This is a genomic window from Paracoccus shandongensis, assembly GCF_017315735.1.
GTDB lineage: Bacteria > Pseudomonadota > Alphaproteobacteria > Rhodobacterales > Rhodobacteraceae > Paracoccus > Paracoccus shandongensis.
This window is the reverse complement of sequence record NZ_JAFLRK010000008.1, coordinates 48,189-70,963: the sequence shown is the minus strand read 5'-3', so window position 1 is coordinate 70,963 and position 22,775 is coordinate 48,189. Positions and strand designations below refer to the sequence as shown.

The 22,775-nt window shown below is 61.4% G+C and carries 35 protein-coding genes and 1 pseudogene; 20 read left to right on the top strand and 16 right to left on the bottom strand.

Features of this window, described 5'->3' with window-relative positions; genetic code table 11:
- Window positions 1–7 precede the first annotated feature (7 nt).
- Window positions 8–919 (top strand): LysR substrate-binding domain-containing protein, encoded by a 912-nt coding sequence (locus JX613_RS07935; protein ID WP_207100918.1) that lies wholly within the window; start codon window positions 8–10, stop codon window positions 917–919.
- A gap of 699 nt (window positions 920–1,618) precedes the next feature.
- Here the strand turns inward: JX613_RS07935 and JX613_RS07930 are convergent.
- A complete protein-coding gene (locus JX613_RS07930) occupies window positions 1,619–2,611 on the bottom strand; it encodes a calcium/sodium antiporter (protein WP_207100917.1) in 993 nt (330 codons plus the stop codon).
- A 286-nt stretch (window positions 2,612–2,897) separates the two neighbouring features.
- Between JX613_RS07930 and JX613_RS19840 the strand changes: the two are divergent.
- Window positions 2,898–3,206, top strand: a pseudogene (locus JX613_RS19840) (transposase); the annotation flags it as partial.
- Window positions 3,207–3,389: 183 nt separating this feature from the next.
- Complete coding sequence (locus tag JX613_RS20170; protein WP_272874516.1) at window positions 3,390–3,581, top strand: DUF4113 domain-containing protein; 192 nt, start codon at window positions 3,390–3,392, stop codon at window positions 3,579–3,581.
- A gap of 24 nt (window positions 3,582–3,605) precedes the next feature.
- Here the strand turns inward: JX613_RS20170 and JX613_RS07920 are convergent, their stop codons facing one another.
- From JX613_RS07920 to JX613_RS07910, 3 genes are all read right to left on the bottom strand, one after another.
- Window positions 3,606–3,899 (bottom strand): hypothetical protein, encoded by a 294-nt coding sequence (locus JX613_RS07920; RefSeq protein WP_336512282.1) that lies wholly within the window; start codon window positions 3,897–3,899, stop codon window positions 3,606–3,608.
- Window positions 3,862–4,131 (bottom strand): BrnT family toxin, encoded by a 270-nt coding sequence (locus tag JX613_RS07915; RefSeq protein WP_207100916.1) that lies wholly within the window; start codon window positions 4,129–4,131, stop codon window positions 3,862–3,864. Before JX613_RS07915 ends, JX613_RS07920 begins: the two co-directional genes overlap by 38 nt.
- A gap of 502 nt (window positions 4,132–4,633) precedes the next feature.
- The gene (locus JX613_RS07910) at window positions 4,634–4,795 is read right to left on the bottom strand and encodes a hypothetical protein (protein WP_207100915.1); all 162 of its coding nucleotides are present in this window, start codon (window positions 4,793–4,795) and stop codon (window positions 4,634–4,636) included.
- A gap of 610 nt (window positions 4,796–5,405) precedes the next feature.
- Between JX613_RS07910 and JX613_RS07905 the strand changes: the two genes are divergently transcribed.
- The 8 genes from JX613_RS07905 to JX613_RS07875 all read left to right on the top strand — a co-directional run bounded on the left by JX613_RS07905 (window position 5,406) and on the right by JX613_RS07875 (window position 10,642).
- The gene (locus JX613_RS07905) at window positions 5,406–5,819 is read left to right on the top strand and encodes a DUF3768 domain-containing protein (protein WP_207100914.1); all 414 of its coding nucleotides are present in this window, start codon (window positions 5,406–5,408) and stop codon (window positions 5,817–5,819) included.
- 374 nt (window positions 5,820–6,193) lie between these two features.
- Complete coding sequence (locus JX613_RS20165) at window positions 6,194–6,325, top strand: hypothetical protein (protein WP_272874513.1); 132 nt, start codon at window positions 6,194–6,196, stop codon at window positions 6,323–6,325.
- A gap of 53 nt (window positions 6,326–6,378) precedes the next feature.
- Complete coding sequence (locus JX613_RS07900; RefSeq protein WP_207100913.1) at window positions 6,379–6,738, top strand: hypothetical protein; 360 nt, start codon at window positions 6,379–6,381, stop codon at window positions 6,736–6,738.
- A 719-nt stretch (window positions 6,739–7,457) separates the two neighbouring features.
- Window positions 7,458–7,892, top strand: a complete 435-nt coding sequence (locus JX613_RS07895; RefSeq protein ID WP_207100912.1) for a hypothetical protein — start codon at window positions 7,458–7,460, stop codon at window positions 7,890–7,892.
- A 309-nt stretch (window positions 7,893–8,201) separates the two neighbouring features.
- Window positions 8,202–8,813, top strand: a complete 612-nt coding sequence (locus JX613_RS07890) for a LysE family translocator (protein ID WP_207100911.1) — start codon at window positions 8,202–8,204, stop codon at window positions 8,811–8,813.
- A 427-nt stretch (window positions 8,814–9,240) separates the two neighbouring features.
- Entirely contained in the window at window positions 9,241–10,302 is a 1,062-nt protein-coding gene (locus JX613_RS07885) for an ArdC family protein (RefSeq protein WP_336512281.1), read from the top strand.
- Window positions 10,299–10,478: a hypothetical protein gene (locus tag JX613_RS07880; RefSeq protein ID WP_207100910.1), complete on the top strand. Its 180-nt coding sequence runs from the start codon at window positions 10,299–10,301 to the stop codon at window positions 10,476–10,478. The genes JX613_RS07885 and JX613_RS07880 overlap by 4 nt, the downstream gene beginning before the upstream one ends.
- Window positions 10,475–10,642 carry a hypothetical protein gene (locus JX613_RS07875; RefSeq protein ID WP_207100909.1) on the top strand — a complete coding sequence of 56 codons (168 nt, stop codon included), beginning with the start codon at window positions 10,475–10,477 and terminating at the stop codon, window positions 10,640–10,642. Before JX613_RS07880 ends, JX613_RS07875 begins: the two co-directional genes overlap by 4 nt.
- A 236-nt stretch (window positions 10,643–10,878) precedes the next feature.
- Here the strand turns inward: JX613_RS07875 and JX613_RS07870 are convergent, their stop codons facing one another.
- From JX613_RS07870 to JX613_RS07860, 3 genes are all read right to left on the bottom strand, one after another.
- Window positions 10,879–11,367, bottom strand: coding sequence for a GIY-YIG nuclease family protein (locus JX613_RS07870; protein WP_207100908.1), 489 nt, complete (start codon window positions 11,365–11,367; stop codon window positions 10,879–10,881).
- Window positions 11,349–11,729: a hypothetical protein gene (locus tag JX613_RS07865; RefSeq protein WP_207100907.1), complete on the bottom strand. Its 381-nt coding sequence runs from the start codon at window positions 11,727–11,729 to the stop codon at window positions 11,349–11,351. The genes JX613_RS07870 and JX613_RS07865 overlap by 19 nt, the downstream gene beginning before the upstream one ends.
- Before the next feature lie 62 nt (window positions 11,730–11,791).
- Window positions 11,792–12,019 (bottom strand): type II toxin-antitoxin system VapB family antitoxin, encoded by a 228-nt coding sequence (locus tag JX613_RS07860; protein ID WP_207100906.1) that lies wholly within the window; start codon window positions 12,017–12,019, stop codon window positions 11,792–11,794.
- Between the two features lie 85 nt (window positions 12,020–12,104).
- Here JX613_RS07860 and JX613_RS07855 point away from each other — a divergent pair, with 85 nt between their 5' ends.
- The 3 genes from JX613_RS07855 (at window position 12,105) to JX613_RS07845 (ending at window position 12,912) form a co-directional block, all read left to right on the top strand.
- Window positions 12,105–12,404 carry a hypothetical protein gene (locus JX613_RS07855; protein ID WP_207100905.1) on the top strand — a complete coding sequence of 100 codons (300 nt, stop codon included), beginning with the start codon at window positions 12,105–12,107 and terminating at the stop codon, window positions 12,402–12,404.
- A gap of 63 nt (window positions 12,405–12,467) precedes the next feature.
- The gene (locus JX613_RS07850; protein WP_207100904.1) at window positions 12,468–12,650 is read left to right on the top strand and encodes a DUF3606 domain-containing protein; all 183 of its coding nucleotides are present in this window, start codon (window positions 12,468–12,470) and stop codon (window positions 12,648–12,650) included.
- Window positions 12,651–12,654: 4 nt separating this feature from the next.
- Window positions 12,655–12,912, top strand: a complete 258-nt coding sequence (locus JX613_RS07845) for a DUF982 domain-containing protein (RefSeq protein ID WP_207100903.1) — start codon at window positions 12,655–12,657, stop codon at window positions 12,910–12,912.
- Between the two features lie 4 nt (window positions 12,913–12,916).
- Here JX613_RS07845 and JX613_RS07840 read toward each other — a convergent pair whose 3' ends face one another.
- Window positions 12,917–13,117 carry a hypothetical protein gene (locus JX613_RS07840; RefSeq protein WP_207100902.1) on the bottom strand — a complete coding sequence of 67 codons (201 nt, stop codon included), beginning with the start codon at window positions 13,115–13,117 and terminating at the stop codon, window positions 12,917–12,919.
- A gap of 42 nt (window positions 13,118–13,159) precedes the next feature.
- Between JX613_RS07840 and JX613_RS07835 the strand changes: the two genes are divergently transcribed.
- Entirely contained in the window at window positions 13,160–13,405 is a 246-nt protein-coding gene (locus JX613_RS07835) for a hypothetical protein (protein WP_207100901.1), read from the top strand.
- Here the strand turns inward: JX613_RS07835 and JX613_RS07830 are convergent.
- The 3 genes from JX613_RS07830 to JX613_RS07820 form a co-directional block, all read right to left on the bottom strand.
- Window positions 13,402–14,112 (bottom strand): TetR-like C-terminal domain-containing protein, encoded by a 711-nt coding sequence (locus JX613_RS07830; protein WP_207100900.1) that lies wholly within the window; start codon window positions 14,110–14,112, stop codon window positions 13,402–13,404. The two genes, JX613_RS07835 and JX613_RS07830, sit on opposite strands and share 4 nt — an antisense overlap.
- A gap of 411 nt (window positions 14,113–14,523) precedes the next feature.
- Window positions 14,524–14,802 (bottom strand): hypothetical protein, encoded by a 279-nt coding sequence (locus tag JX613_RS07825; RefSeq protein ID WP_207100899.1) that lies wholly within the window; start codon window positions 14,800–14,802, stop codon window positions 14,524–14,526.
- A 371-nt stretch (window positions 14,803–15,173) separates the two neighbouring features.
- Window positions 15,174–15,773 (bottom strand): LysE family translocator, encoded by a 600-nt coding sequence (locus tag JX613_RS07820; RefSeq protein WP_207100898.1) that lies wholly within the window; start codon window positions 15,771–15,773, stop codon window positions 15,174–15,176.
- A gap of 96 nt (window positions 15,774–15,869) precedes the next feature.
- Between JX613_RS07820 and JX613_RS07815 the strand changes: the two genes are divergently transcribed.
- The 5 genes from JX613_RS07815 (at window position 15,870) to JX613_RS07795 (ending at window position 19,855) form a co-directional block, all read left to right on the top strand.
- The gene (locus JX613_RS07815) at window positions 15,870–16,325 is read left to right on the top strand and encodes an Lrp/AsnC family transcriptional regulator (RefSeq protein WP_207100897.1); all 456 of its coding nucleotides are present in this window, start codon (window positions 15,870–15,872) and stop codon (window positions 16,323–16,325) included.
- 1,018 nt (window positions 16,326–17,343) lie between these two features.
- Window positions 17,344–17,601 carry a hypothetical protein gene (locus JX613_RS07810; RefSeq protein WP_207100896.1) on the top strand — a complete coding sequence of 86 codons (258 nt, stop codon included), beginning with the start codon at window positions 17,344–17,346 and terminating at the stop codon, window positions 17,599–17,601.
- A 10-nt stretch (window positions 17,602–17,611) separates the two neighbouring features.
- Window positions 17,612–18,085, top strand: coding sequence for a hypothetical protein (locus JX613_RS07805; protein ID WP_207100895.1), 474 nt, complete (start codon window positions 17,612–17,614; stop codon window positions 18,083–18,085).
- A 165-nt stretch (window positions 18,086–18,250) separates the two neighbouring features.
- On the top strand, window positions 18,251–19,600 hold the full coding sequence (locus JX613_RS07800) for a DUF4942 domain-containing protein (protein WP_207100894.1): 1,350 nt from the start codon (window positions 18,251–18,253) through the stop codon (window positions 19,598–19,600).
- Between the two features lie 63 nt (window positions 19,601–19,663).
- Window positions 19,664–19,855 carry a hypothetical protein gene (locus JX613_RS07795; protein ID WP_207100893.1) on the top strand — a complete coding sequence of 64 codons (192 nt, stop codon included), beginning with the start codon at window positions 19,664–19,666 and terminating at the stop codon, window positions 19,853–19,855.
- Between the two features lie 35 nt (window positions 19,856–19,890).
- Here the strand turns inward: JX613_RS07795 and JX613_RS07790 are convergent, their stop codons facing one another.
- From JX613_RS07790 to JX613_RS07770, 5 genes are all read right to left on the bottom strand, one after another.
- Window positions 19,891–20,367 (bottom strand): thermonuclease family protein, encoded by a 477-nt coding sequence (locus JX613_RS07790; protein WP_207100892.1) that lies wholly within the window; start codon window positions 20,365–20,367, stop codon window positions 19,891–19,893.
- Window positions 20,368–20,438: 71 nt separating this feature from the next.
- Window positions 20,439–20,852, bottom strand: coding sequence for a hypothetical protein (locus JX613_RS07785; protein WP_207100891.1), 414 nt, complete (start codon window positions 20,850–20,852; stop codon window positions 20,439–20,441).
- Between the two features lie 54 nt (window positions 20,853–20,906).
- Window positions 20,907–21,650, bottom strand: coding sequence for a hypothetical protein (locus JX613_RS07780; RefSeq protein ID WP_207100890.1), 744 nt, complete (start codon window positions 21,648–21,650; stop codon window positions 20,907–20,909).
- Window positions 21,650–22,363, bottom strand: coding sequence for a ParA family protein (locus JX613_RS07775; protein WP_207100889.1), 714 nt, complete (start codon window positions 22,361–22,363; stop codon window positions 21,650–21,652). The genes JX613_RS07780 and JX613_RS07775 overlap by 1 nt, the downstream gene beginning before the upstream one ends.
- A 58-nt stretch (window positions 22,364–22,421) precedes the next feature.
- On the bottom strand, window positions 22,422–22,583 hold the full coding sequence (locus tag JX613_RS07770) for a hypothetical protein (RefSeq protein WP_207100888.1): 162 nt from the start codon (window positions 22,581–22,583) through the stop codon (window positions 22,422–22,424).
- Between the last annotated feature and the right edge of the window lie 192 nt (window positions 22,584–22,775).

Here is a 22,775-nt window from a genome sequence, read left to right as displayed (position 1 = left end):
AGCTGGGATGCCAACTTTTCAGCAGCTACGATACCTCTTGGCCTTGGCAGATACCTTGAGCTTCAGCCGGGCCGCGGAACTGTGCCATGTGACGCAGCCGACACTCAGTATTCAGTTGAAGGAGCTGGAAGCACGTTTAGGCACGAAGCTGGTGGAACGGACCCGCGCGCGCGTCTTGTTGACCCCGGTAGGGGCCGAGATCGCTCGCCGCGCTCGCAACATTTCCGCTGAGATCGACGACATTCGCGACATAGCCCGGCGCGAGGATCCCCATGCGATGCAGAGCCTGCTACGCATGGGCGTTGTCCACACGGTCGGTGCCTATGTGCTTTCAATAGCGATGCCAATGCTGCGTCGGGATTTCCCCGAAACTCGCATTCACGTGCGCGAGGAACGGTCCAAGGAACTGCAGGATCATCTTGCAGATGGCCAGTATGATGTAATCCTGCTGCCCGAGTTGCCCGTCCGTGAGGACTTTATATCCTATGTGCTGATGGCCGAGCCTCTCCACCTGGTCGTGCCGCAGGATCATCGGTTAGCAGGGTGTACGACCATCGCGCCCGAGGATCTGGCTGGAGAAACCATCCTAACGATGGAACGCTCGCATGGGTCCAACAATGACGTCGCAGAGCTTTGTCAGGAGGTTGGAGCTATCCAAGCCTCGGACTTCGTGGGAACAACTCTTGACACTTTGCGGCAGATGGTTGCGGCGGGTATGGGAATATCGTTGCTACCAGCCCTTTATGTCCGCTCCGAGGTTATGCGCGAGGAGCTGGTTCAGGCGATACCCTTGCGTGCCCTTGCCCCGACACGCAGCATTTGCATGGCATGGCGGAGATCATCACCACGAGCCGAGACCTACATCGACTTTGCCAACACGATCAGCGGCTGCCTGAAACCTTGGGGGGCTGCGGTATAAGCAGGGCTAACCTCACGCGACTTAGTGAAGTGCTTTGCAGCACAACAAATGCTGCTTTTGGACCTCTTGTCACTCGATCATGCAGTATGCACGATCGAGAGCAGATTGCCTTCACTTCAGTTGAAGGAAGGCGAATGCGGAGCTTAGCCCTGCTGCAGGCCACCTTGTTCTTTCACTCCTCATTCAGCGCGACGCATGTCAATATCTGGTTCGCGAGCGCTCACGGGACGGCAATTCTCCCGCGTGATCCAAAGCGCCTGAGGGAGCTGTTTTACGTTCTGTGGCAGCCAGGTTCTTTTTGCCGGGATCAGCATCTGGGTCCAAAGGATGCAAGGGCGCGCCGTCTTCCAGCATGGAGTTCTGCGCGCTATTTGCATTTTTCAGTTCCATAGCCCTGCGAGCCAAGTCGGCTTGGCTTAGGCTATCATCGTTTGATGCAATGTCCTGAGGCGTAGATTGGCGGCGGTCGCGTTCTGCTAGGGCGCGATCCAGGGCCTCATTGAGGAAACTGGCCTTTGCGCGGGTGCCTTCATTGCCACCGGCAGATGACGCGCCCGCCGGCTCTGCCTTGCCGCGCGCTTCCCGTCCCTGACGATCACAGAGGTGGTTCGGTTTGTCTGAACAGGTTCCGAGCGTTTTCTAAGTGGTTTTCCACCTCGGTTATGCCGCTGCCGCTTCGGGCATTGACTGCCGGTTCAGTCACGGCCAGATCAGCGCCACATAGGCCGCGTATCCAGCGACAAGGACGGCCCCCTCCCTCCGGCTAATACGCCTGCCAGTGAAGGCGAAAGCCACCAGCACCAGCGACGCCCCGATCATGATCAGGTTGTCGAAGCGGACGATCTCGCTTGGGACATTCGTGGGCGCGATCAATGCCGTGAAGCCGCCGATACCCAGGATGTTGTAGATGTTCGATCCGACGACGTTTCCGAATGCCACCTCGGTCTGCTTGCGCAATGCGGCCATGACGGAAGTCACAAGTTCGGGCATCGAGGTTCCGATGGCTACGATCGTCAGGCCGATGATCGTTTCCGATATCGAGAACGAACGTGCCAGGCCGACGGCACCGCTGACCAGGAGATTGCCGCCCAACACGACAAGGGCCAATCCGGCGATCGCAATCAGGATCGAGAGGAATGCGGACCTGCCGATGTCACTTGTTCCCTTGAGGGCAGGATCCGCCTCTTGCAGGGCTAGCGACTTGTCGAAGGCTGCGCCATGCGCATCGTCCAGGGCGCCGGCGGCCAAGCCGCGTTCCTGCCAGAAGGCTGCGAAGATGTAGCCTGCAAGGGCAGCCACAAAGACCAGACCGGCCAGCAGCCCCATCGGCACAAGCGCGGCGACGATCGCGAAGACGACCGTGACCAGGACCATGATCGTGCTGTCCCGCTTCAGGGCATTCGAGGACACCGCAATCGGCGTGATGATCGCGGCGATCCCGAGGATCAGCAGGATGTTGGCGATGTTTGAGCCGACGATGTTGCCATAGGCGATCCCGGGCGACCCGCTGAGTGCAGCCTGGACCGAGGTAACAAGCTCGGGCGTCGAGGTTCCGAAACCGACCAGCGTAAGGCCGATGACCAGCGGCGAGACACCAAACCGGGTCGCCACCTGCACGGCCCCCCGGACCAGCAGCTCTCCTCCCAGCATCAGCAGGATCAAGCCCCCGACAAGCTGAAGTGCTATCTGCATGGATGATCCCTAATCTGGTCTTCCGCACCAAACTGCCGCAAGAGACAGCGCCGTTCAACCCGGGCAGAGGTTTTCGATAGAAGCCCATAGGAGCTGCTCTACAGTCGGCTCTGGGCTCTTCGCGCCGTTGTCGAGGATGAACTCCATCACCAGGTGGAACAAGCGCCAGATACGTCCCTGTCTGCTGCCGAGAACGAGGTAAAGAAAACGGTCGGACACTGTTGGCGAAGTCGGAACCTGCGGGCGATGGAGCGTTAAACAGGCGCCTCTGGTAGGAGTAGCTCCCATGTCCTTGCGCCCCCATCGCCCTGCGCCGTCCATTCCTGCGCAGACAGAGATTGTAGCTCGTGCGGCATTCCCGCAGGGCAATCCCTACCTGCTTCTGCGCGACCGGCTGGGTCCATTGTTTGATGACGCTGACTTCGGTGACCTCTACCCAGCCCTGGGCCAGCCCGCCTACGCGCCATGGCGGCTGGCCCTAGTCACGCTGATGCAGTTCCGCGAGGGCCTTTCGGATCGCCAAGCGGCCGAGGCGGTTCGAGCGCGGATCGACTGGAAGTACCTTTTGGCCTTGAACCTGGCCGACCCCGGCTTCAGACCAAAACCGCTTCTTCTGCCCCTTCGTGCCCGCCATCGAGTGCCTCAAGATGTCCATTATCAACCATGGACATTATCAAGCGCCGGCTTTCACCGTCAGGGCAGGCACACCGGACGGATACGCTATACCAAGGCGGGCGTGATCCTCGATGACCTGCTGCCCGAGGCCGACCGGCCGGCCATGCTGTTCCAGCCTGACCGGCCGCGCGATGCGCGCCTGACGGATGCGCTCGATGCGATCAACGACCGCTTTGGCAAAAAGACGATGGTGCTGGCGCGCGAGGGCTTCGCCGGTGAATGGCGCTTGCGCGCCGATCACCGCTCGCCCCGCTACACCACCAGGATCAGCGAATTGCCGACTGTGCAGGTGTAGAGCGTGAAGAACAGCCCAAGTGATCTATGCAGCCGGGCTACCTTCTGTCTTTTTTGCTTTCACATAGGCAGCAAGAACATCCTGCATGCGTTTGATGTGGCCTTTCCCTTGTGTCTCTTCCTGGAAAAAACGAAACACTTCGGGTTCAAGGCGCAGGTGAACTGACTTCTTCGTCTCACGTTCAACGCGTTCAGCATGCTTCCAGAAGTCGTCGGGAAGGTCGACTTCGGGGGGGGTAGGATCAATGTGCAGCTTGCCCGCGTTCTTCAGTGCGCGCACATCAGCCAGAGAGAGCTTCTTCATATCTTTGTCTGTCACGACGGCCTCCTTTTCGGGTCGAAATGAGACGGATCGCGTTACCTCGTTTGACATAGACGGTTACAAAAACCTCGCCATCCACAAGCCCGACTGCAAGAACACGATCTTCCCCGTTTCGGGGAGACGGAACCTCGAAGGTCGGCCCTTCAAAGATCAACGCTCCAAAGAGCAGATCAACTCCATGCTTCTTGATGTTGGCTTGGCGCTTTGCCTCATCGTATTCGATTTCCATAAGGTACCATTTTGATCGTCGTCCCCCATGGTCTGCTTGATGAAAGCTTTCGGCCTCTGCGAGCCATTAATTGATAGGTATACTTTCTGTGTACACATTTCAAGTGCTCATGTGGGATCAAGTTTCAGGCCGCATCCCGTCCTTTGGTCGGGATCGCGCTCCAGGCTGCGCCCGGCTTGCGCCGGCCTTAGCCCCGAGCCTGGACCCCTGCCCCTCCTTTGCGGCTTTTCCCGCGCCGTCCGTCTCGTCCCGAGCCAGCCTTTGCGGGGCCGCAATAGTTGGTCCAGCGGCCCAGTCTCGGCCCTTCGGGTGTCGATCGCTTGCGGGGAGCCCGGTTGTCCAGCCTCGTGCCAGAACGACCTTGGGAGTGGAGGCGGGAGGCCGAAGCAGGCTGTAAGCGAGACCACAGGGATCGAGCGCACAGCCTGTGGTCAACTGGGCGATAGGGTGATCCGATCAAACCATTGCACAAGACCCTCGCGCGGACAGCGAGGGGGGACTTTCATATCGAACTGACGTACCGCTTATCTGACGCTGATCGCTCTTCTTCGTTGAGCTTTGCGACCAAGGCGTCGAACACTTGCCTGACCTCATCGTCTGACATCTCCGTTTCGGTTTTAGGGTCCGACCAACGGATGTCGTGCTGCTCGGGCGAATGGAACATGTCACACCCTCCTTTGCACAGAGCGATCCTAGCACGACAAAAGTCGTATGCATAATTTTCCTCCCCTGATCCTTTAGGTTGGCACAATCCCGCCGAACCTTCCCACAAGACGGCTCGCTTCCCTTCGCTCTTTGATGGGCGCGTCCAGCTCGCCGCCCTGCAAGGCCCGCCGCCTGTAGAGGGGCGGCAGGCTGGATAGCTTTGAGCGGGAAAGATGATGGAGAGATCCCCGCGCGAGGCGCGGTGATCGCGGCAAAGGCGCGGGACCGCGCCTGGCCGGGGGATTCGGACAAGCCGAACGCCCCTGCCCTTTGTGGGGCCACGCGCGAAGGGCGCCTGTCCGTTCATGGGAACCGCCGGTTCCCCCACGCAAGGCCGTCCGCTTGACGGGGCGAAGGGGTTTCCCCGGCCTTCCTCCGCCTTTGGCTCCGTGCAGGCCGGGTGATCCCCCTCCCCTTCGCCCCTGACGTCCAACCTTGCCTGGGTCCCCCTCCTGCCCTCGCCGGGAGGCAGGGTTTCAGGAGAGGCGCCGCTTCGCGGTCCTCGCCAGAAACCCCGCCCGATCATCCGGCACCAGACCGGCAAAGGGCAGCACCACAAGGAGGCCGGAATGGCTCAAGCACTCGAAACCGATACCCCCACCGAGCAGGCCCGCGACCACATGCTGCGGCTGATGATCGCGGAACAGAACGATGCCTTCCGTCGTGCCCTGGGCTTTGCGGCCCTCTGGCGCGGCCAGCATCTGAAAGGCCGCACCGTCGCCACGCCGGGCTTCCTCGCCATTCCCGAGCGGACCCAAGCCGCGCTGATGAACGCGGTTATCAGCTTCACGGACTGGACCGAGGACAATGACCCTTGGGAGGATCATTCCTTTGGCCGGGTCGAGGCGCATGGCGTGGCGATCTTCTGGAAGATCGACCTTTACGACGCCGCCTACACCTACGGGGCGACCATGCCCGAGTGCGCCACTGACCCCGAGCAGACGCGCCGCGTCCTGACGCTCTACCTGCCCTCCGAACACTAACCCCGAGATCGGCGCGGGGTGGCTCCGTTCCCGCGCCGAGGCTGGCCTTTCGAGCAGGCCAACCGGGAGGGACGCCCAACGTCCCCCACCAACCCGCAACCCGGAAAGGGGGTGAATGTATGAGCAGAGAAACCTTGCAGCGCCGCCTCGCAGAGGCCTGGGCGCTTGTCAGGAAGGGCGACACCTTCGGTATCGGCCGCCGCTTCCTGATCCAGCACGGCGCACTTTGACAAAGCCCGCCCTGCCCCCAGGGCAATGAGGGCAGGGCATCCCTAACAGAAGAACTCACCACACAACAAGGATACGACCCGTGATTTACGAACAGATTAACAGCCCGGTTGAACTGGTCCCCTTCCGCAACCACCTTCGCCAAGATGAAGAAAGGCGAGAAGGCCGAGCGGCTTGAAGCCTTGTTCCGGGGCGACGGGGATCTGCGCAGCGCCCTTGCCGTCACCGAGGAACAGGCCGCGAAGATCGCGGCATGGCTTCCCGAAGGCATGAAGTGACCAAACGGTGGGGCGCAAGCGCCCCACCCCTTCACCCCGCAGGAGATTGTGTCGTGACCATCGGAGACCTCGAACGCATCGCCGGGATCGAGCAGACCCCGGAAGCCCGCGCCCGGTTCTGGAAACCCTTTGCCCATCTTGAAGCCCGCGCCATGCTCGATGCCGGACGGGAGGAATTGCAGCGGATCATCGGGGAAAAGGCCGGTGACAGCGCCGATCCCGGTGACGGCTTGACGGCCGAGGAATGGGAAGCCTTGCGGGCCTTTGCGGCCGAGCATGGCCGGTGCTGGAAGGCCGAACTGCAAAAGCAATGGATGAACGCCAGTGCCATTCCCGTCCTTTATGGGCTGCGCAACCGGCTCGGGCCATCCTGGCTTGTCCGGTTCCGCCTTGATCGCCGCCCGAAGGCATGACGTGAACCACGGCGGCAGGGCGCGAACGCCCTGCCTGCCCTCTGCGAGGCCGCGCAGGTATCCGCCCGCAGCCCGACAAGATGGCCCTGACCTGATGGAATAATCGGTTCAGTCGCTAGAACAGTAAGCCTGTTAGTGGTACCGAAGACTTGCACCAGCCGTATCGGCCCCCGGCTGAGTTGCATACTCATATCTTTGTGGTGAGGATAGCACTGGCCCTGCATCACGCAGGGCCTTTTCTTTTGTCCAGGCGCAGCTCCCCAAGGTTGGCCGTAGCGGCAGGACAATGCCCCGCCGCCACGGCCCCGCGCTGTTCGCGCGGAACCGCTGCGCGGACAAGGAAAGCGCGGCTGGCGCCGCGCTTACGTCGATGAAGCGGATTTCTGCTTCTCTTTTAGATTGATCTTCTAAAGCATTGAACAACCACAGATCGTTTTGGAATGGTCCGGTTTCCCCATTGATGAGTGCGCCAGGGTGGGGTCGTGGTTGTCTGCGCCCCGGCAGTTTGCCCGAGACGCCAAAGCAACCACTTGCCCTGAGGGCCGAGCGGAAGAACAAGGACGCCTGGCGGCGTCCTGGCCCATCTGACGGCGGGCTTCAATCGTGGCGGGCATGGTCCTGAAACAGACGCATCATACCGGGTGTTGTGGCGAAGGGCTGCGAGGGTATGCTTCGGGCAAGGTTCGAGCCTTGGGCGGCCTTCAGGTCAGGGATGGCAGATGATCTATCAAGTGATTTACACAAACTGGATCGAGGATATTCGCGATACTGGCGGAATATCGGATTGCCCCCGTGATGTGTCCAATGCCTTTAAGGCCGCAAAGAACTTCTGCATGGCCGAGGCAAGGAAAAGAGGGATCGCGCCAAATCCTGTCATAAACTGGGCCGCCGATGTCATGGCGGCCTACATGGTGTCCTGCGTCAAGAATGAAGAATACGATCTCTGGGCAATCCTGGACCCCGGCGATGATATTTGTGACGTGTTCAGGGTCGAGGCGGAACGCAACACCGGCATGATCCACGAGGTTCTGATGAAGGGCGCAAATGCCCAGCCGAGATTGCTGAAAACCGGCCTGTTGGGACTGTCATCGCATCTGCGCGTGAAGCCCACAGGATCAGGCAAGGGCGTCCGCAACATCAGAAAATTGTTCTAGCCGCATCCCGGCCTCTGGCCGGGACCGCGCCAGGCTGCGTCCGGCTGGCGCCGGCCTTCGCCCCGAGCCTGAACCCCTGCCCCTCCTTTGCGGCTTGTCCCGCGCCGTCCGTCTCGTCCCGAGCCAGCCTGTACGGGGCCGCAATAGTCGGTTTACGGGTCCAGTCTCGGCCCTGCGGGTTGCGATCGCTTGCGGGGTGCATGGGACAGGCGTCAGCTTTGCGGACAGAGCTGACGGTCGCCAAGTTTACGCGCAACATTCTGAACGATAGAATTCACGCAATCCTCGACGCATTTGGAGACCAGAACTATGAGCCTCGAATATCTGCTGACTGCGTTCATTATCTGTCTCTCACCGGGAATCGGCGTCGTCTATACGCTTTCGTCAACTCTCGGCGGCGGTGTCCGGGCAGGGTTCTGGGCTGCAACTGGCTGCACTGTTGCGACGATTATCCATCTGATTGTTGCCATGGTTGGTCTGGCCGCCGTTCTGCACACCAGCGCCGTGCTGTTTCAGACCATCAAGTTCGCAGGCGTAGCCTATCTAGTCTGGATGGCTTGGGCCGTCCTGAACGACCGAGGTGGGTTGTCGGTGCGTCCGTCCGCGCCGGTGCCGCCCGGCAGGCTAGTTTGGCGTGGCATCCTGCTAAACATCCTGAATCCAAAGCTCCCTCTGTTCTTCATGGCGTTCATCCCCCAGTTCGTGCCGGTCGGCAGCCCGGTCGGCCTGCTGGTTGAACTCGGCTTAGGATTCTCTGTCATGACCTTCGCGGTGTTTATGGGCTACGTCGCTGTTGCAGCAACAGGACGTCAGCGTCTGTTGCAAAGCGAACGAGCGATGAATTGGTTGCGCCGTGCCTTCGCCGCGTCCTTCGCAGCGCTCGGGATGAAGCTGGCTACTGAGGGCGTGCGGCAGAGCTGATTAAAAAAGACGAATGGCGGCATTGGGCTCAAAGCGTCGCTAGCCTGACCTTGGCATAAAGCCGGGCGGGTGACAGGGGCCGAACCTTCCCACAAGGCGGCTCGCTTCCCTTCGCTCTTTGATGGGCGCGTTCCGCTCGCCGCCCTGCGAGGCCCGCCGCCTCGAAGCGGGCGGCAGGCTGGATAGCTGCGGCCCCGATGATGATGGAGAGAGCCCCGCGCGAGGCGCGGTGATCGCGGCAAAGGCGCGGGACCGCGCCTGGCCGGGGGATTCGGTCGAGCCGAACGCCCCGGCCCTTTGTGGGGCCACGCGCGAAGGGCGCGTGTCCGTTCATGGGAACCGCCGGTTCCCCCACGCAAGGCCGTCCGCTTGACGGGGCGAAAGGGTTTCCCCGGCCTTCCTCCGCCTGCGGCTCCGTGCAGGCCGGGTGATCCCCCTCCCCTTCGCCCCTACGGACAGCCTTGCCTGGGTCCCCCTCCTGCCCTCGCCGGGAGGCAGGGTTTCAGGAGAGGCGCGCGCTTCGCGCTTCCTCGCCAGAAACCCCGCCCGATCATCCGGCACCAGACCGGCAAAGGGCAGCACCACAAGGAGGCCACACATGGCTGACACGTTCGACCTCTACGCCCACGTCACCGACAGCATCATTGCCAGCATTGAGGCGGGTACTCCGGCATGGCGCAAGCCGTGGACCGGCGACAAGGGCGGCGCACCCTTCCCGCTGCGCAGCAACGGCGAACCCTATTCCGGCATCAACGTCCTGATGTTGTGGCTTGCCGCCGATGCCAAAGGCTACCGCGCCGCCCGTTGGTTCACCTACAAGCAGGCCCAAGAGGCAGGCGGACAGGTCCGCAAGGGCGAGAAATCGTCAACCGTTGTCAAATACGGCACCTTTGAACGCGAGGACGCGGAAACGGGCGAGGAACGCCGCCTGCCCTACCTGAAAGCCTATCGCGTCTTTAACGCCGAGCAGATCGACGGCTTGCCCGCAGAATACTACGGCACCCCCGCCGAGCCTGCCCATGACCTTGGCACCGAGGCCGACCCCGCCCTTGACGCTTTCTTTGCGGCGACCGGCGCGGACATTCGCACCAGCGACGAGCCGCAAGCCTTCTACAACCCCGCCGAGGACTTCATCCACATGCCGCCGATTGCGACCTTCCACAGCGCCGCTGGATTTTATGCCACGCTCGCCCATGAGGCCACGCATTGGACCGGCCACAAGAGCCGCCTTGACCGGCTTGGCCGCTTCACCGACCGCAAGGCTTATGCGTTCGAGGAACTGATTGCCGAGATTGGCAACTGCATGACTTGCGCCCGGCTTGGCCTGACCCCCGATTTTGAGCAATCCGGCGCTTATGTCCAAAGCTGGTTACGCGCCCTGAAGGACGACAAGCGGCTGATCTTCAAAGCCGCCAGTGAGGCGCAGAAGGCGGCCGAATGGCTGGCAAAAGGCAAGCCCGCTGAGAAAGAAGAAGGGGCTGCCGCATGAGCGGCCCCCACCCCTTGCCCGCCCTGTCCTGCCGCAAATGCGGCAGGAGCAACCCTTGGGTCTATCTTGCGCCGGTTGTGGTCGAGGGATCTGGCACCTGCATCTGCATGGATTGCGCCACAGCACGCGGCTGGCTGGACGCGGCCGGAAATCTCAAGCCGGGAGTCACGCTTTGACCACCTACGAGATCCGGGACGATCCCGACGACCTGCCCATCATCTGCGCCACCTTGGCCGAAGCGGAGCGGCGCGGCCAACGCCGCGCCGCCCGCCTCGGCATCGAGGTTCTGATTTACGAAATGCACCCCACACGCGGAGAGCGGCTTATCGCTGCGATCTAACCCCCCGGTCCCCGCAGCAGCGGGGCTTTTACGTGTCGATCTGGTTGACCAGGCGGGGTGGAGCCGTCGAGCCGGCCCCGCCCTGCCCGGCCTCGCGCTATCCGCGCGGGAACCGCTTTCGCGGCCAAGCGGAGACGGCTGCGCCGTCAGCCTATGAAGAAGCCCCGCCCTTTGGGGCGGGGCGAGACTCAGGGAGGGAGTGTCGCTCAACGTAGGGTTGGAATGCGGGTTCCCGGTCAGGACAGATCATACTTCTCGGACGGCCGCAGCCCGTCCTTGCGCCAGCCAGAGTCAAAGACCGTAACCCGACCCTGCGAGGGCCATGCCAGTTTCCATCGGGCTTCCCGCCGAAGGCGCCGCGCATTGTCGAGCATGGTCTGCGCCACATCATCGAGGGTGAAGCCGTCGCCCAGGACGAACCATTCGCTCGATTTGGCAAAGTCCCGATCCGCAAGCCGTGTCGCGCTCTTGAGGCAACGGCTTTCAAGGCAATGAGCGTGCGGCATCTGGATCGTCTGCACGATCAGAAGCCGCTTTTCGAAACCGCGCGCCAGCTCGCGCCGCCGCTCGGTCATCTTGCGCTGCGTGAAGCCGATCTTGATCCGCTGCGGATACCGCTCGTCGCAGGTCAGATAGACCGTGCCCCAGGGCACGGCGCGGCGGAACCACCGAACCTTGAGACTGCCGCGCGACTTTCGCGCACCCGTCACTCCCCCGCCCGCCATGCCGTCCAGTCCTGTTCCGTGATCCTGTCGATGGCCGGGTTGCTGTGCAGCACCGGCAGGTGCAGCGACTCCGCGGCCGCAAGGGCGAGGCAGGTCTGCACCGTCAGTTTCGCCGGGTGATCCGCTCCCTGGCCGAAGCGGGCCGCCAGCCTGCATCCGTCAGCCGCGATGCGCGGGCTGACCACGATTTCATAGACCTTCAGGATCTGAAGCAGGCTGTCGAATACCTCGGTGGCCTGCTCAACCGCCTCAGATGAGACGCCGCGCCTGTCCGCGCCGCTTTCGGCCAAAGCCATGACCACATCGAGACGAACACTGGCCGAGGTCTTGCACGGCTTGCGGCTGTTCTTGATCTTTTCCACCAGCAAGGCCGCGTCAGACCTGTTGCCCAGGATGGCAAGGAAGGCAGAGCTATCAATGAACATCAGCGTTTGCCCTTTGGCGGAACGATGTGCACGGACTTGAAGCCGTAGTTCTTCACCCGCTCCTGCAGGGCGGCAATCTGGTCCTCGATGGTCGGCATGGACCGGATGCGCTCGATCTCGTTCTGGATCGCCTGCCGCACCGCTTCTGTCTTGGTGACCCCCAGCATCTCCGCCAGCGTTTCCGCCAGATCGTTCACGCTTTCGTCGCGGATGGATAACTTGCCCATGTGCGCCCTAATATGTATGCACAGTATTTACGAATTAGCCTATACGGTGCTATCATGGTCGGCAAGTCCGAGCGAGGTTCAGGCCATGCCACCCGATACCCTGACGGGCCGCATCCGCTTCCTGGTATTGCAGCCGGTCGATGCCCTGCACTTCGCGCACGGCACGCCCGCCACTGAGCTCGGCGGGCTGAAGGCTGCGGCGGTCCTGCTGTTGCTGATGAACGTCGCCTTCGCCATGTCGCTCTATTATCATGGCGAGGCGCTGACGCTGCTGCCCCTCATCGGCACGGGCCTGCACCTCGTGCTGGTCTATATCCAGCGGGTGTTCGACCTCTTTGCCTGGGGAATGTTCCTCTATCTGGTGATCCTGCGCCGCCGCGCCTGATCCCCTGTCGGGGAAACATCGCAGAGACGACTGCGTTGATCCTTCACAGGTATGGACGCAACGATGACCCAGGAACAGACAAACAGGGGCCGCGCCCAGGATCGCCGTCAGGTCGCAGCCGGACAGGATCACGAAGTCCGCTATGAAGCCGAGAAGATGGACGTGTCCAAGGACGAGGTGCGGGACGCCGTGAAGTCCGAAGGCAACAGCCGCAACAAGGTCGAGCGCAAGCTGTCCGAGGACTGAAATCATGGCGGGCCATGCAAGCGGGCTGCGCACGATCCGGCCCGTAGCCTACCAGGAGACCGACAACCGGTTTCGCATCGTCAATGATGCCAACGGCATGGGTGGGGCGTTGATGGAACAATGCGACCCGGCCGATCCTGCCTACCAGCAGGCGGCCGGTTCCTGCATCGCTTTTGCCGCAGGCAGCGTGACGGCCGAACAGGCGAGGGCCGAGTTCATCCAGGCGCTGACGTCAGCCGGGGTGTTCGTCCGCGAAGGGTAGCAGCTCACGCCTTGGCGTCGGAGGTCGTGTCGCTGTGGGACGGAGCATTGCAAAGACGAAGGGCAAGACGCGCCTCAAGCAGAACACCGTCAAGATCGCCTTTCTCAGCCAGCATCTCGATCTGCCGAAGATAGCCCACAAGCTTGTGGATCACGTCATTTGCCATCTTCCATTCCTTCTTTTCCGCTGTCAGGTCGGGCACCATAAACCTTACCCAACACGAGCAGGCAATGACTGGAAATCTGCAATGATCGTCTCCGCAATCGTCATGGCTGCCCGTGATGCTGCCGCCGATATTGAATATGCGTCGACCGAAGAAAATCTTACAGCCGAACGGGCGCGTGCCCTCAAGGCCCTGGCCGACAATATCTATGCTACCGCCTTTCAGGCCGAAGAGAACGACCCCGAAGCGGTCAGGTTCTTGTGCGACATGCTGGGCCTGGAAAAACTGCTGGCAGCCTTTGACGCGCAATGCGGCCCGGAGCAGGGTTAGACAGGTCTCACGTGAGAATGTGATCCTGCCCCTGCCGCTCTTGCATCAGTAGATGAAGCCGCAGGTTTGAACAGTCTTCTGTTGAACACCTGCACAGCCGTTCGCGCGGCGTCCTGGTCAGTTGAGCCGGGCGTCCAGCGGGCCAGATCCCCAAGCAGCATCTTGGTGATGACGCCATACAGGTAAGTATGGCTCATCGCCCGCAGCATGACCAAGTCCTCGTCCGGATCAAGATAGCCTTGCTCCTGGGCACGCTGAAGGATCTTCATGATAAGATCATGGACCGACTGCTCATATTGCAGAAGACGGGGATGGGCCTCGAAAACACGAGCAGGCATTTCCCCGACAAACCGGAACTCCTGCGGGTAGAGACGCGCCCAGTCGACATAGGCGACAGCCATTGCCTCAAGCTGATCGACAGGTGATGACTGCCGCGCGGCCTCCCGGGTGATGGTGTGCAGCAGCCGTTGCAGCGCGACATCGGCCATCGCCACAAGCAGATGCTCGCGGTCGAAGATGACCTGCTTGAGGAGATGCTCTTCGATCCGAAGCTCCTCGGCCACTGTTTTCAGGTGCGGCAGCTCGCCGGTCTTGGCAGCAAGACGGCTTGCTGTGCTGATGGCGGCCGAAAGCAGATGCTGGCCGGGCAGAAAGGGAGCATTCATAACATTCAACTGGTGATTGATGTGGCAGTCTCCCTGCCACATTTACGGCAGTGCAGAAAAGACGGAAAGAGGGCGAAAATCTTTTCTGATCCTGTGGATGATCTGCCGCATCCCGTCCTTCGACCGGGACCGCGGTCCAGACTTCGTCCGGCTGGCGCCGGCCATCGCCCTGAGCTTAACCCCCTGCCCCTCCATTGTGGGCTTTTCCCGTGTCGCCCGCTTCGTCTCTTCGGGCGGGACCGCTGACGCGGTTATCCACAATTTGCGTGGATCATTCCGGGGATAACAACGACAGAAATGGAGGCAGGAGCACGGTTGTCCAGCCTCGCGCTGGCCCGACCTTGGGAGGGGAGGCGGGACGCCGAAGCAGGCTGTACGCGAGACCACAGGGATCTAGCGAACAGCCTGTGGTCAACCGGGCGAATATTCGAGTAGGGCCAAGCTATCGTGCTACTATCCTTGCGACATCAACGATACGGACACCTTCACCGGGCGATAATCCATTCCATCTGGCAGCTCACTTTCGTCCAACTCCGCCTCAAAGAAGTCAAACTCTGGGAATGCAGCGGCCAGTTGGTCGATAAGCTGGCCTACCAAAATCTCGTTGCCGTGACCTGCTGTGCCAACAATGTCTGCGACCTTTTGCATTTCCTCTAGCGTCATCGCCGGCTGGCTCCACTGTAAACGTCGACCAAGAACAGCTTGAGCCCATACTGCTGCAACATGTCGCATTTATGAATGTTGCAAGACGGATGGTACCCTGACTTGCCTTTCTGATCCTTCTGCCGTCGCCGCGCGGTCTAAGAAGAAGATACGGGAGAAGCCCGCGCCAGGCGCGAGCCAGCCTGTAGCGGGGCCGCTACAAGTCAGTCCAGCGGCCCAGTCTCGGCCCTGCGGGTCACATGGGGTGACAACCGTTCTTCACCCGGCCTTTCCTACCGAAGCCCATTCTGCGGCGGCAGTTGCCGACCTTGTAAGGAACCATGTGCCCGGCGGTGGTCATAAAGGTATCCTCCTCGCGAAGCGATGTGTGGGCCGGTCTGGTTCGGACATTTGACAAGTCGAAACCAATTCGGACATTCATGTCCTGCCATTGCGAAAGGCTACCTTCCCAAACTTAAGATTGGATACAGCGAGGCGACCAGCAGGAATGCCATGAGGCCGTTGAAGACCCGCAGCCGCGTTGGGTTCGACAACCATTGCCGTATCACTGTTCCCAGCCATGCCCACAGGGAGATCGCGGGCATGGACACCACGGCAAAGGCGCCGGCCACAACGGCGACCGACAGTACCGTCCTGTCGGGGGCATAGAGCGTGACGGCCGACAGGCACATCGCCCACGCCTTTGGGTTCACCCATTGGAAAGCAGCTGCCTGAATCATGCTCATGGGACGGGCGTTCGCGGCCTGATCCTTCAAGGGGGCCGCTGTCGCGATCTTGTAGGCAAGCCAGAGCAGATAGACGACGGACACCACCTGCAACGCGATGCCGAGCATCGGAGCGGCCTCGAACACCGCCATCAGACCCATTCCCACGAGAAAGGCCATGGCCGAGACGCCTCCGGAGATCCCCAACATGTGCGGCACGGATCTGCGGAAACCGAAGTTCGCACCCGAGGCCATCAGCATCAGGTTGTTCGGACCCGGCGTGACGGTGGTGACGAACGCGAAACCCAGAAGGGCGGTGAGGAGTGCGAAGCTCATAAGGACTTGCCTGAAGGAAGGAATGCGACGAACTTACAGCGCCCAGGGTGCAATGAGGCGCCAAAGGTTGATCATTTTACGGTATCTGCACAACGAATGGCGCTGCTGGACGAAACTGACCATCGAATATTGCGCGAACTGCGCCGCGAGGCACGCATCAGCAACGTGCAGCTTGCGGAGCGCATCGGTCTGTCCCCGTCGGCCTGCCTCCGCCGCGTTCAAGAGCTGGAACGGGCCGGCGTGATACGGGGCTACCGCGTCGTCACGGACCCGGAGGCGATGGGACGAGGGTTCGCAGCCTACGTCATGGTCGGCCTGTCATCCCATACCAAGGCGGCGCAGGAAGGCTTCGAGCGGGCCATGGCCATCGCCCGTGAGGTGACGGAATGCCACAACATCGCCGGAGCCTTCGAATACATCCTGCGGGTCGAATGCGCTAACCTGTCGGACTACAAGCGTTTCCACACCGACGTTCTGGGCACCCGATCCCACGTCAATGCGATCACCTCCTACATCGTCATGGGCTCCCCGAAGGACGATCGCGCCACCTGAGTTGAACTGACGTCTCATCCCCGTAGCCGTCGCGCCGAGAACGGCACCGTCGTCCCACTCTCGACCTGAGCAGTTGCTTCAGAAACCCACCATTTGTGGTTGACAGGGTGAACCGTTGTCAAGGAACGCCCGCTTGCGGGTAGCACGGTTGTCCAGCCGCGCACTGGCCCGACCTTGGGAGGGACAGGGTGGGGCCGAAGCAGGCTGTAAGCGAGACCACAGGGATCGAGCACACAGCCTGTGGTCAACCGGGCGGGCAGTTGAGGTGAGACGCTAAGCCATTGGAGGGAAATGTTACTGGATTATTTAGTTGGTTTTTGGCTTAGTATTCTTTAGTCGCCCTCGGGCGACGGCCCCGCTGTGTGCGCGCATTGGCGGGGCCATTATCAATCTTGCCTTGAATTAACCTTTGATGATTAGGTGGCGGCCTGTGAAGGCAAGCGCACACCCTTCATGGGGCTCTTACAGTCCTCTGGGCTGTAAGAGCTTTTCAGACCAACCTTCCCATAAGGCGGCTCGCTTCCCTTCGCGTCTCACGATGGGCACATCCGTCTCGCCGCCCTGCAAGGCCCGCCGCCAGCAGAGGGGCGGCAGGCTGGAAAGCTGCGGCCCCCGATGATGATGGAGAGATCCCCGCGCGAGGCGCGGTGATCGTGGCAAACGCGCGGGACCGCGCCTGGCCGGGGGATTCGGACAAGCCGAACGCCCCTGCCTTTGTGGGGCCACGCGCGAAGGGCGCGTGTCCGTTCAGGGGAACCGCCGGTTCCCCCACGCAAGGCCGTCCGTTTGACGGGGCGAAGGGGTTTCCCCGGCCTTCCTGCGCGGCTTACGCGCTCCGTGCAGGCCGGGTGATCCCCCTCCCCTTCGCCCCTGACGTCCAACCTTGCCTGGGTCCCCCTCCTGCCCTCGCCGGGAGGCAGGGTTTCAGGAGAGGCGCGCGCTTCGCGGTCCTCGCCAGAAACCCCGCCCGATGATCCGGCACCAGACCGGCAAAGGGCAGCACCACAAGGAGGCCGGAATGGCTTTGTTTGAGATTGTCACCATGACCGACGACAGCGGCATGACCCGCATCGTGACCGATAACCTTGCCGCATGGGTCGAGGACATGGGCACGGAAATCACCGGGACCGAGACCCGCACCCGCCTGCGCCCCGAGTTGCAGGGCCAGCCGAAGATCGCGGGCTTTGTCGGCCCTTGCTGGGGCGGACTGTCCAAGACCGGCGAACCCATCATCCGCTACGAAGATCGCGGCACCTATGCCGCCTTGAGCCAGTAAGGAGGCGGCGATGACCTATTTTCCCGTGGTCCAGATTGACATGCACCCGGCACCCTACGTTGCCGCGACCGGCAGCGCCCGCAGCGCACAGATCGGGGCCCGCCTTGTGGCCGAGCGTTGCCCCGGCAATGTGTTCGGCATCCGCGACACCGCCGACTTCAAGGGTCCGAAAAGCAACGGCTTCATCCGCGATTGCGCCCGGTGCGTCGAGGTTCAGACCCTGACCGCACAGGAGTTGATGGCCGAGGAAAACGACAACCCCGATCAGCTTCCCAAGTGGCACGTCTATTTCTACGACAGCGGCGCAGGTGAAAATCGCTTCACGGTCAACGCCTATCTTGACCATGATCTGCGCGTCCGCGCCAAGTGCGAAGCCGACCCGGCCCTGGCTGGCCACGCCGTTGTCTATGGCGACGGTCCTTCGATGGAAACGATGTATCTCATGCTCGATGCCTTTGCCGCCCGGCAGGAGGCCACGGCATGACTTGGCGGATCATCGAAACAAGGGCGCATCCCGGCGCCCTCCCCCGCACGCATGACACCGAGGCCCTGGCATGGCGCTTTGCGCGCCGCCACGGCCATGAGGTTTGGGAAATAACGGATAACGGCCGGACCGCCTTCAAGTGTTTCCTGGGTCAAGGGTGACGACATGACCTATCACAACACCGAGTTTCCGAAGATCGGAGAAACCACGGAACATGCCGCGCCCGCCCTGCGGCGCAGCCTGTCCGAGATCGTGGCCGAGTATGACGCCAAGGTCGCGGCCATTCCCGAGGTGATTGCCGACTTCAGCCGGGCCGAGGCAGCGGTCAATGTTGCCGCTAGTATAGGCGGAGCTTATGGCGGTCAGGTCTTTTCCCGCAGTCCGAGCCTTTACGAACGCGATGTGCGCCTTGCCCTGCTGCGGTCAGCCTGGAAGCATGTCTATGAGGGATTGCAGATCGAGCGCATTGCCAGTGCCAAGGACCGCAAGCAGCTTGACCTGAAACTGACCAACCCCCTGCCCTTCACCCTGCCCAACATCGCGGAAGTGTTCGGGGATTATCTCCTGGACCCGCGCTTTCACGTCCTCAAGGGTCTGGCCGAGTGCTTTTGCGATCTGGACCCCGCCTACAAGAGCCATTCCAAGGTCAAGATCGGCGTTGAGGGCCTGCCCAAGCGCATCATCATTGGCAGCGCGACCGGCTGGAACGGTTGGGGCCAGGAGCGGCTGAAGGACACGCTCAATGCCCTGCGCGTCTATCGCGGCCAGCCGCGCTATGAATACCGCGAGTTTGCCGACATGATGAAAGAGGCCGAGCGGCACGGCGAGGCCGATTGCTGCGCAGGCTTCATCCGCGCCTTCAAGAACGGCAACGTGCATCTGATTTTCAACGCTGATGGACGACGCGACATCAACCGCGCCCTGGCCGAGTTCTATGGCGAGGTTCTGCCTGACGCGCCGACCGAGGCCGAGGCCAAGCGGCCAAGCACGGAGGTTGCCCGCGACCTGCAATTCTACCCCACGCCCCGCCGCGTGGCGCAGGAGATTGTCAGCGCCCTGCACCTGTCAGGTGGCGAACAGATCCTGGAGCCGTCCTGCGGTGACGGCCGGATCATGGACGAGCTGGCCGCGTGGAACGACAACCCCGAGGACCGGCGCGGCCGCGCGCCCGTCACTGTGACCGGCATCGAGTATGACGCAGGCCGCGCCGAGCAGGCCCGCGCCAAGGGTCATTCCGTCATGACCGCCAATTTCCTGCAGGTTGCCCCCGATCCGCGCTTTGATGCAGTCGTGATGAACCCGCCCTTCTATGGCCGGCACTACAAGCTGCACCTCGATCATGCGGTAAAGTTCCTGAAGCCGGGCGGCGTCCTGGTCTGCATCCTGCCCGCGACGGCCCATTATGACCACGGCACCACCATAGGCCGCTGGACCGATCTGCCCGTGGGCAGCTTCGCCAGTTCCGGCACCAATGTTCCGACCGGCTATTGCGTCTATCACAAGCCCAAGGCGTGACTGAAAACGACAGGGGCAGGCGATGCGCCTGCCCCTGCCCTTGCCCCTTTCACGGATCACCCCATGAACCTTTATCTGCGCATCTATCTGGCGGGACATTCCAGCCGCGTCATGCCGCGTTGGCTGCGCCGCCTTGTCGCGCGCAGCGTATTGCACCGCGCCTGGTTGTGCGGCTTCAATGGCTGCTTCGAGCAGGACGGCGTGCGCTACGGACCCGCGAACCCCTACCCCGGCGCTGTCCTGCCCGACGCCTGACAGCACCGGGGCGGGCAAGTGCCCGCCCCATGTCCTTATCTCTGCTGAAACCGCCATACCTCTGGCGGGGTATACGTCCCGGCGAAGATGCCGTTTCCCTCGGCACGGGCTTCGGCTTCGGCCTGTTCATAGTCTCGGCTGTAGCGGGTGTAGGCCACGGCCCATCCGTTGCGGACGACCCAATAATTAATGTCCTTGCCGCCAGCTTCGCAGACGGAAACCGCCCGGCCATAGCGGTCCGTGTCTTGCACGAGGCACCGCACGTTCTGTCCATCGAGGGTGGCCTCCAGTTTCTCGGTCGCTTGACGACCGCATGGCCAGTCTTCCCCTGCCCTGTCTTGGCACATCTGGTTCTTTTCCACGGCGTCGATGCCGAACAGGCGAACCCGCGTGCCGTCCACGTCCAGCGTGTCAGCGTCGATCACGCGCACTGGCCCTGACAGGATCTCGCCTTGCGGCCGGAACAGATCGCCAAGAAGCTTTTCCGCTTCCTTTGTCAGTTCATCAGCCATGCCAGCGAGGATCGCCCCAAGCAGGACAACCCCAATGGCCGCGCCAGGACCGACGCGGAGCTTTCGGCCGATCATATGGCGCAGTCCGCTTTCAGTTCATCCTCGATGTTGAAGCTCACGTCCTGCCCGCCCGCACTGAAGGTAATCGGCCCCGGCTTGGACAGGGTGGCGACAACCTTGTTCCAGACTTCCGGCTCACGGCTGACGATGGACCCGCCCGACAAGGGGAAGGTCTGCGTTTCCGTCTCCGTGCGGACCTCTATCGTGGTGCCCTCAAGAAACTGTCCTGGTGCCGGAGTCACGACGACATGATACTCTGGCGGCAGCCAAGCGCCCTCGGGATCGCACACCAGTTCAAGACGGGCTGTGCCGTCTTGGATCGTGTGCAGGAAAAGGTTCTTATCTTCGACCGATTGCCATTCCGCCGCGCCCACCGGCAGGGCCATGACGGCAAGAGACAATGCTGAAACTACAAAGCTTTTCATTTCACTCCTCTTGTCCGAGCAAACAGATCGATTGCCAAGCCCTCATGATGGGAGTCACAGCTTGTCGTTCTCAAGCTGCCTTAAAAGCATTTCTGCTGCCCGGTCGAAGGCAGCGCGCCCGACGGCTCGGAGCATGGTGCGTGGATAGGTGTAATAACCCAGAGGATCCTGTTTCTTGATCCACCTGATTGCAGCGCTTTCGGGAAAGCTGACACCGTGGCGAAATGTCGGGCCAGTGCGTACCGTTTCCCCTCTATCCACAAAGTCGCTTGTGGTCACGGTCGTCATCTTCGCCGCCTTTTTCAGCACCCCATGGGGAGATAATCCAAGCGTTACAGCTATTGCCTGGGCCCGTGCGAAATGATCCTGCGTGAACTGGAAAATAACGCGGTGGAATATTGTCCCCGTGTTATCAATCTCATCGCTGTCCATGCTACCGTTTCGGGCCACACCGTTTCGAGGACCTGTTACCTGCCTTGAATCTGCCGGACCCGGTGCAGACGCTGCGTTCTGTTGCTTGCTCTTTTCGGTGAGAACGGTTGCATCGACTTGAGCCGTAGGATCCTTCACTGGCGGGACCTCTGCTGCTGGCGTGTCATCCGAAGGTTCGGCTTTCTGAGCCTTCCTGAAAGAAGGGTTTTCACCTGCATCAGCCTGTGGCGCAGGCGCTTCCAGTCGTGCTCCCTTGGGGTAGCCGATCATCGGATCTGGAAGGGCCAAGCCTTGCGCCTTCTTCAGCATCGCCGCCCTGCGGACGCGGTCGGCATTCTTGTCTTTGAGATGTCCTAGCTGGGCCATCACGCCATTCCTTCGATTGACGCAAGGATAGTATTCGCTTCTGCGATATCGACATCCAGGTGCTTGCGCGCGAGCCCCTGTCCCGCTCCCGTCAGCGCACTTCGCTCCAAGGGCAGGATGCGGCCGCGACCAAGCGTTTCATAGGCGGTTCTGAAGGGCATGAAGAACGGAAGCATCATTGGGTGGCCGGTGATGACATCGAGAGCGCCAGCTTGTTCGAGCGTCAGTTTCTGCGCGGGCTTGAGGTTGTTCAACAGCAAGCCACAGGGCGCGGCCTGGTGCCCATCTTCCTTGAGCGTGGCGTGCAAGGCTTCATACAGAGCGACGGTCGCAAGTTGGCTGTGATACTCGTGGAGGACCGGCTTGACGGGAATGATGATACGGTCGGACATGGACATGACATCGCGAGCCAGATCGCTGTGCCGCCCCTCGGTATCGATCAAAGCGTAGTCGACCCCGCTTTCCATGGCCTTCTCGACAAGATCATAGAGCTCTTCGCCATTCGACACCTTTTCGCAGAATAGCCGATCCTGAAGTTCGGGATAGGCTGCATGGGCGCCTTTGACAAAGCCACTCGTCGAACCCTGCTTATCGGTTTCCACAAGAAGGATTGTGGATTCATGTGATCTTGCCAAGGCAGCTTGAGCCAGGATCCAGCAGACCGTGCTTTTGCCCCCACCGCCTTTCTGGCCCACCAGGGAGATTGTCAGCATCGCCTCGCCTGCATGCGAAGCTGTGTTTCTGCTGTGTGTGCGGGTTGACGCATGGGCCTCACCGATCCAAGCCAAACGGTGCCAGATCGCCTCGATGGCAGATGACCAGCTTGCCACCTCGCTCTATGGCTAGGCTGCCATCCAACCATTTTGCCAAATTGTCGATGCGCCAGCCGGCCACAGTACAACATTGCCAACTATCCAGACTGCCGCTCAGCATCGTTGCTCCTTGACCTGATTGCCGAATTGCCACTTCGGCCGCATTGCCAGCGCTCCATCTTTCCCCCGGACCAGCAAGCCAATCGGCCACACTCTCGGTAGACGACGCTGCCACGAGGGCGGCTTCAGATGTTGTTGTTCTGCTCATCATCGCAGTCTCCCCAGAAAGACAATTTCGCACGACCTCACCAAA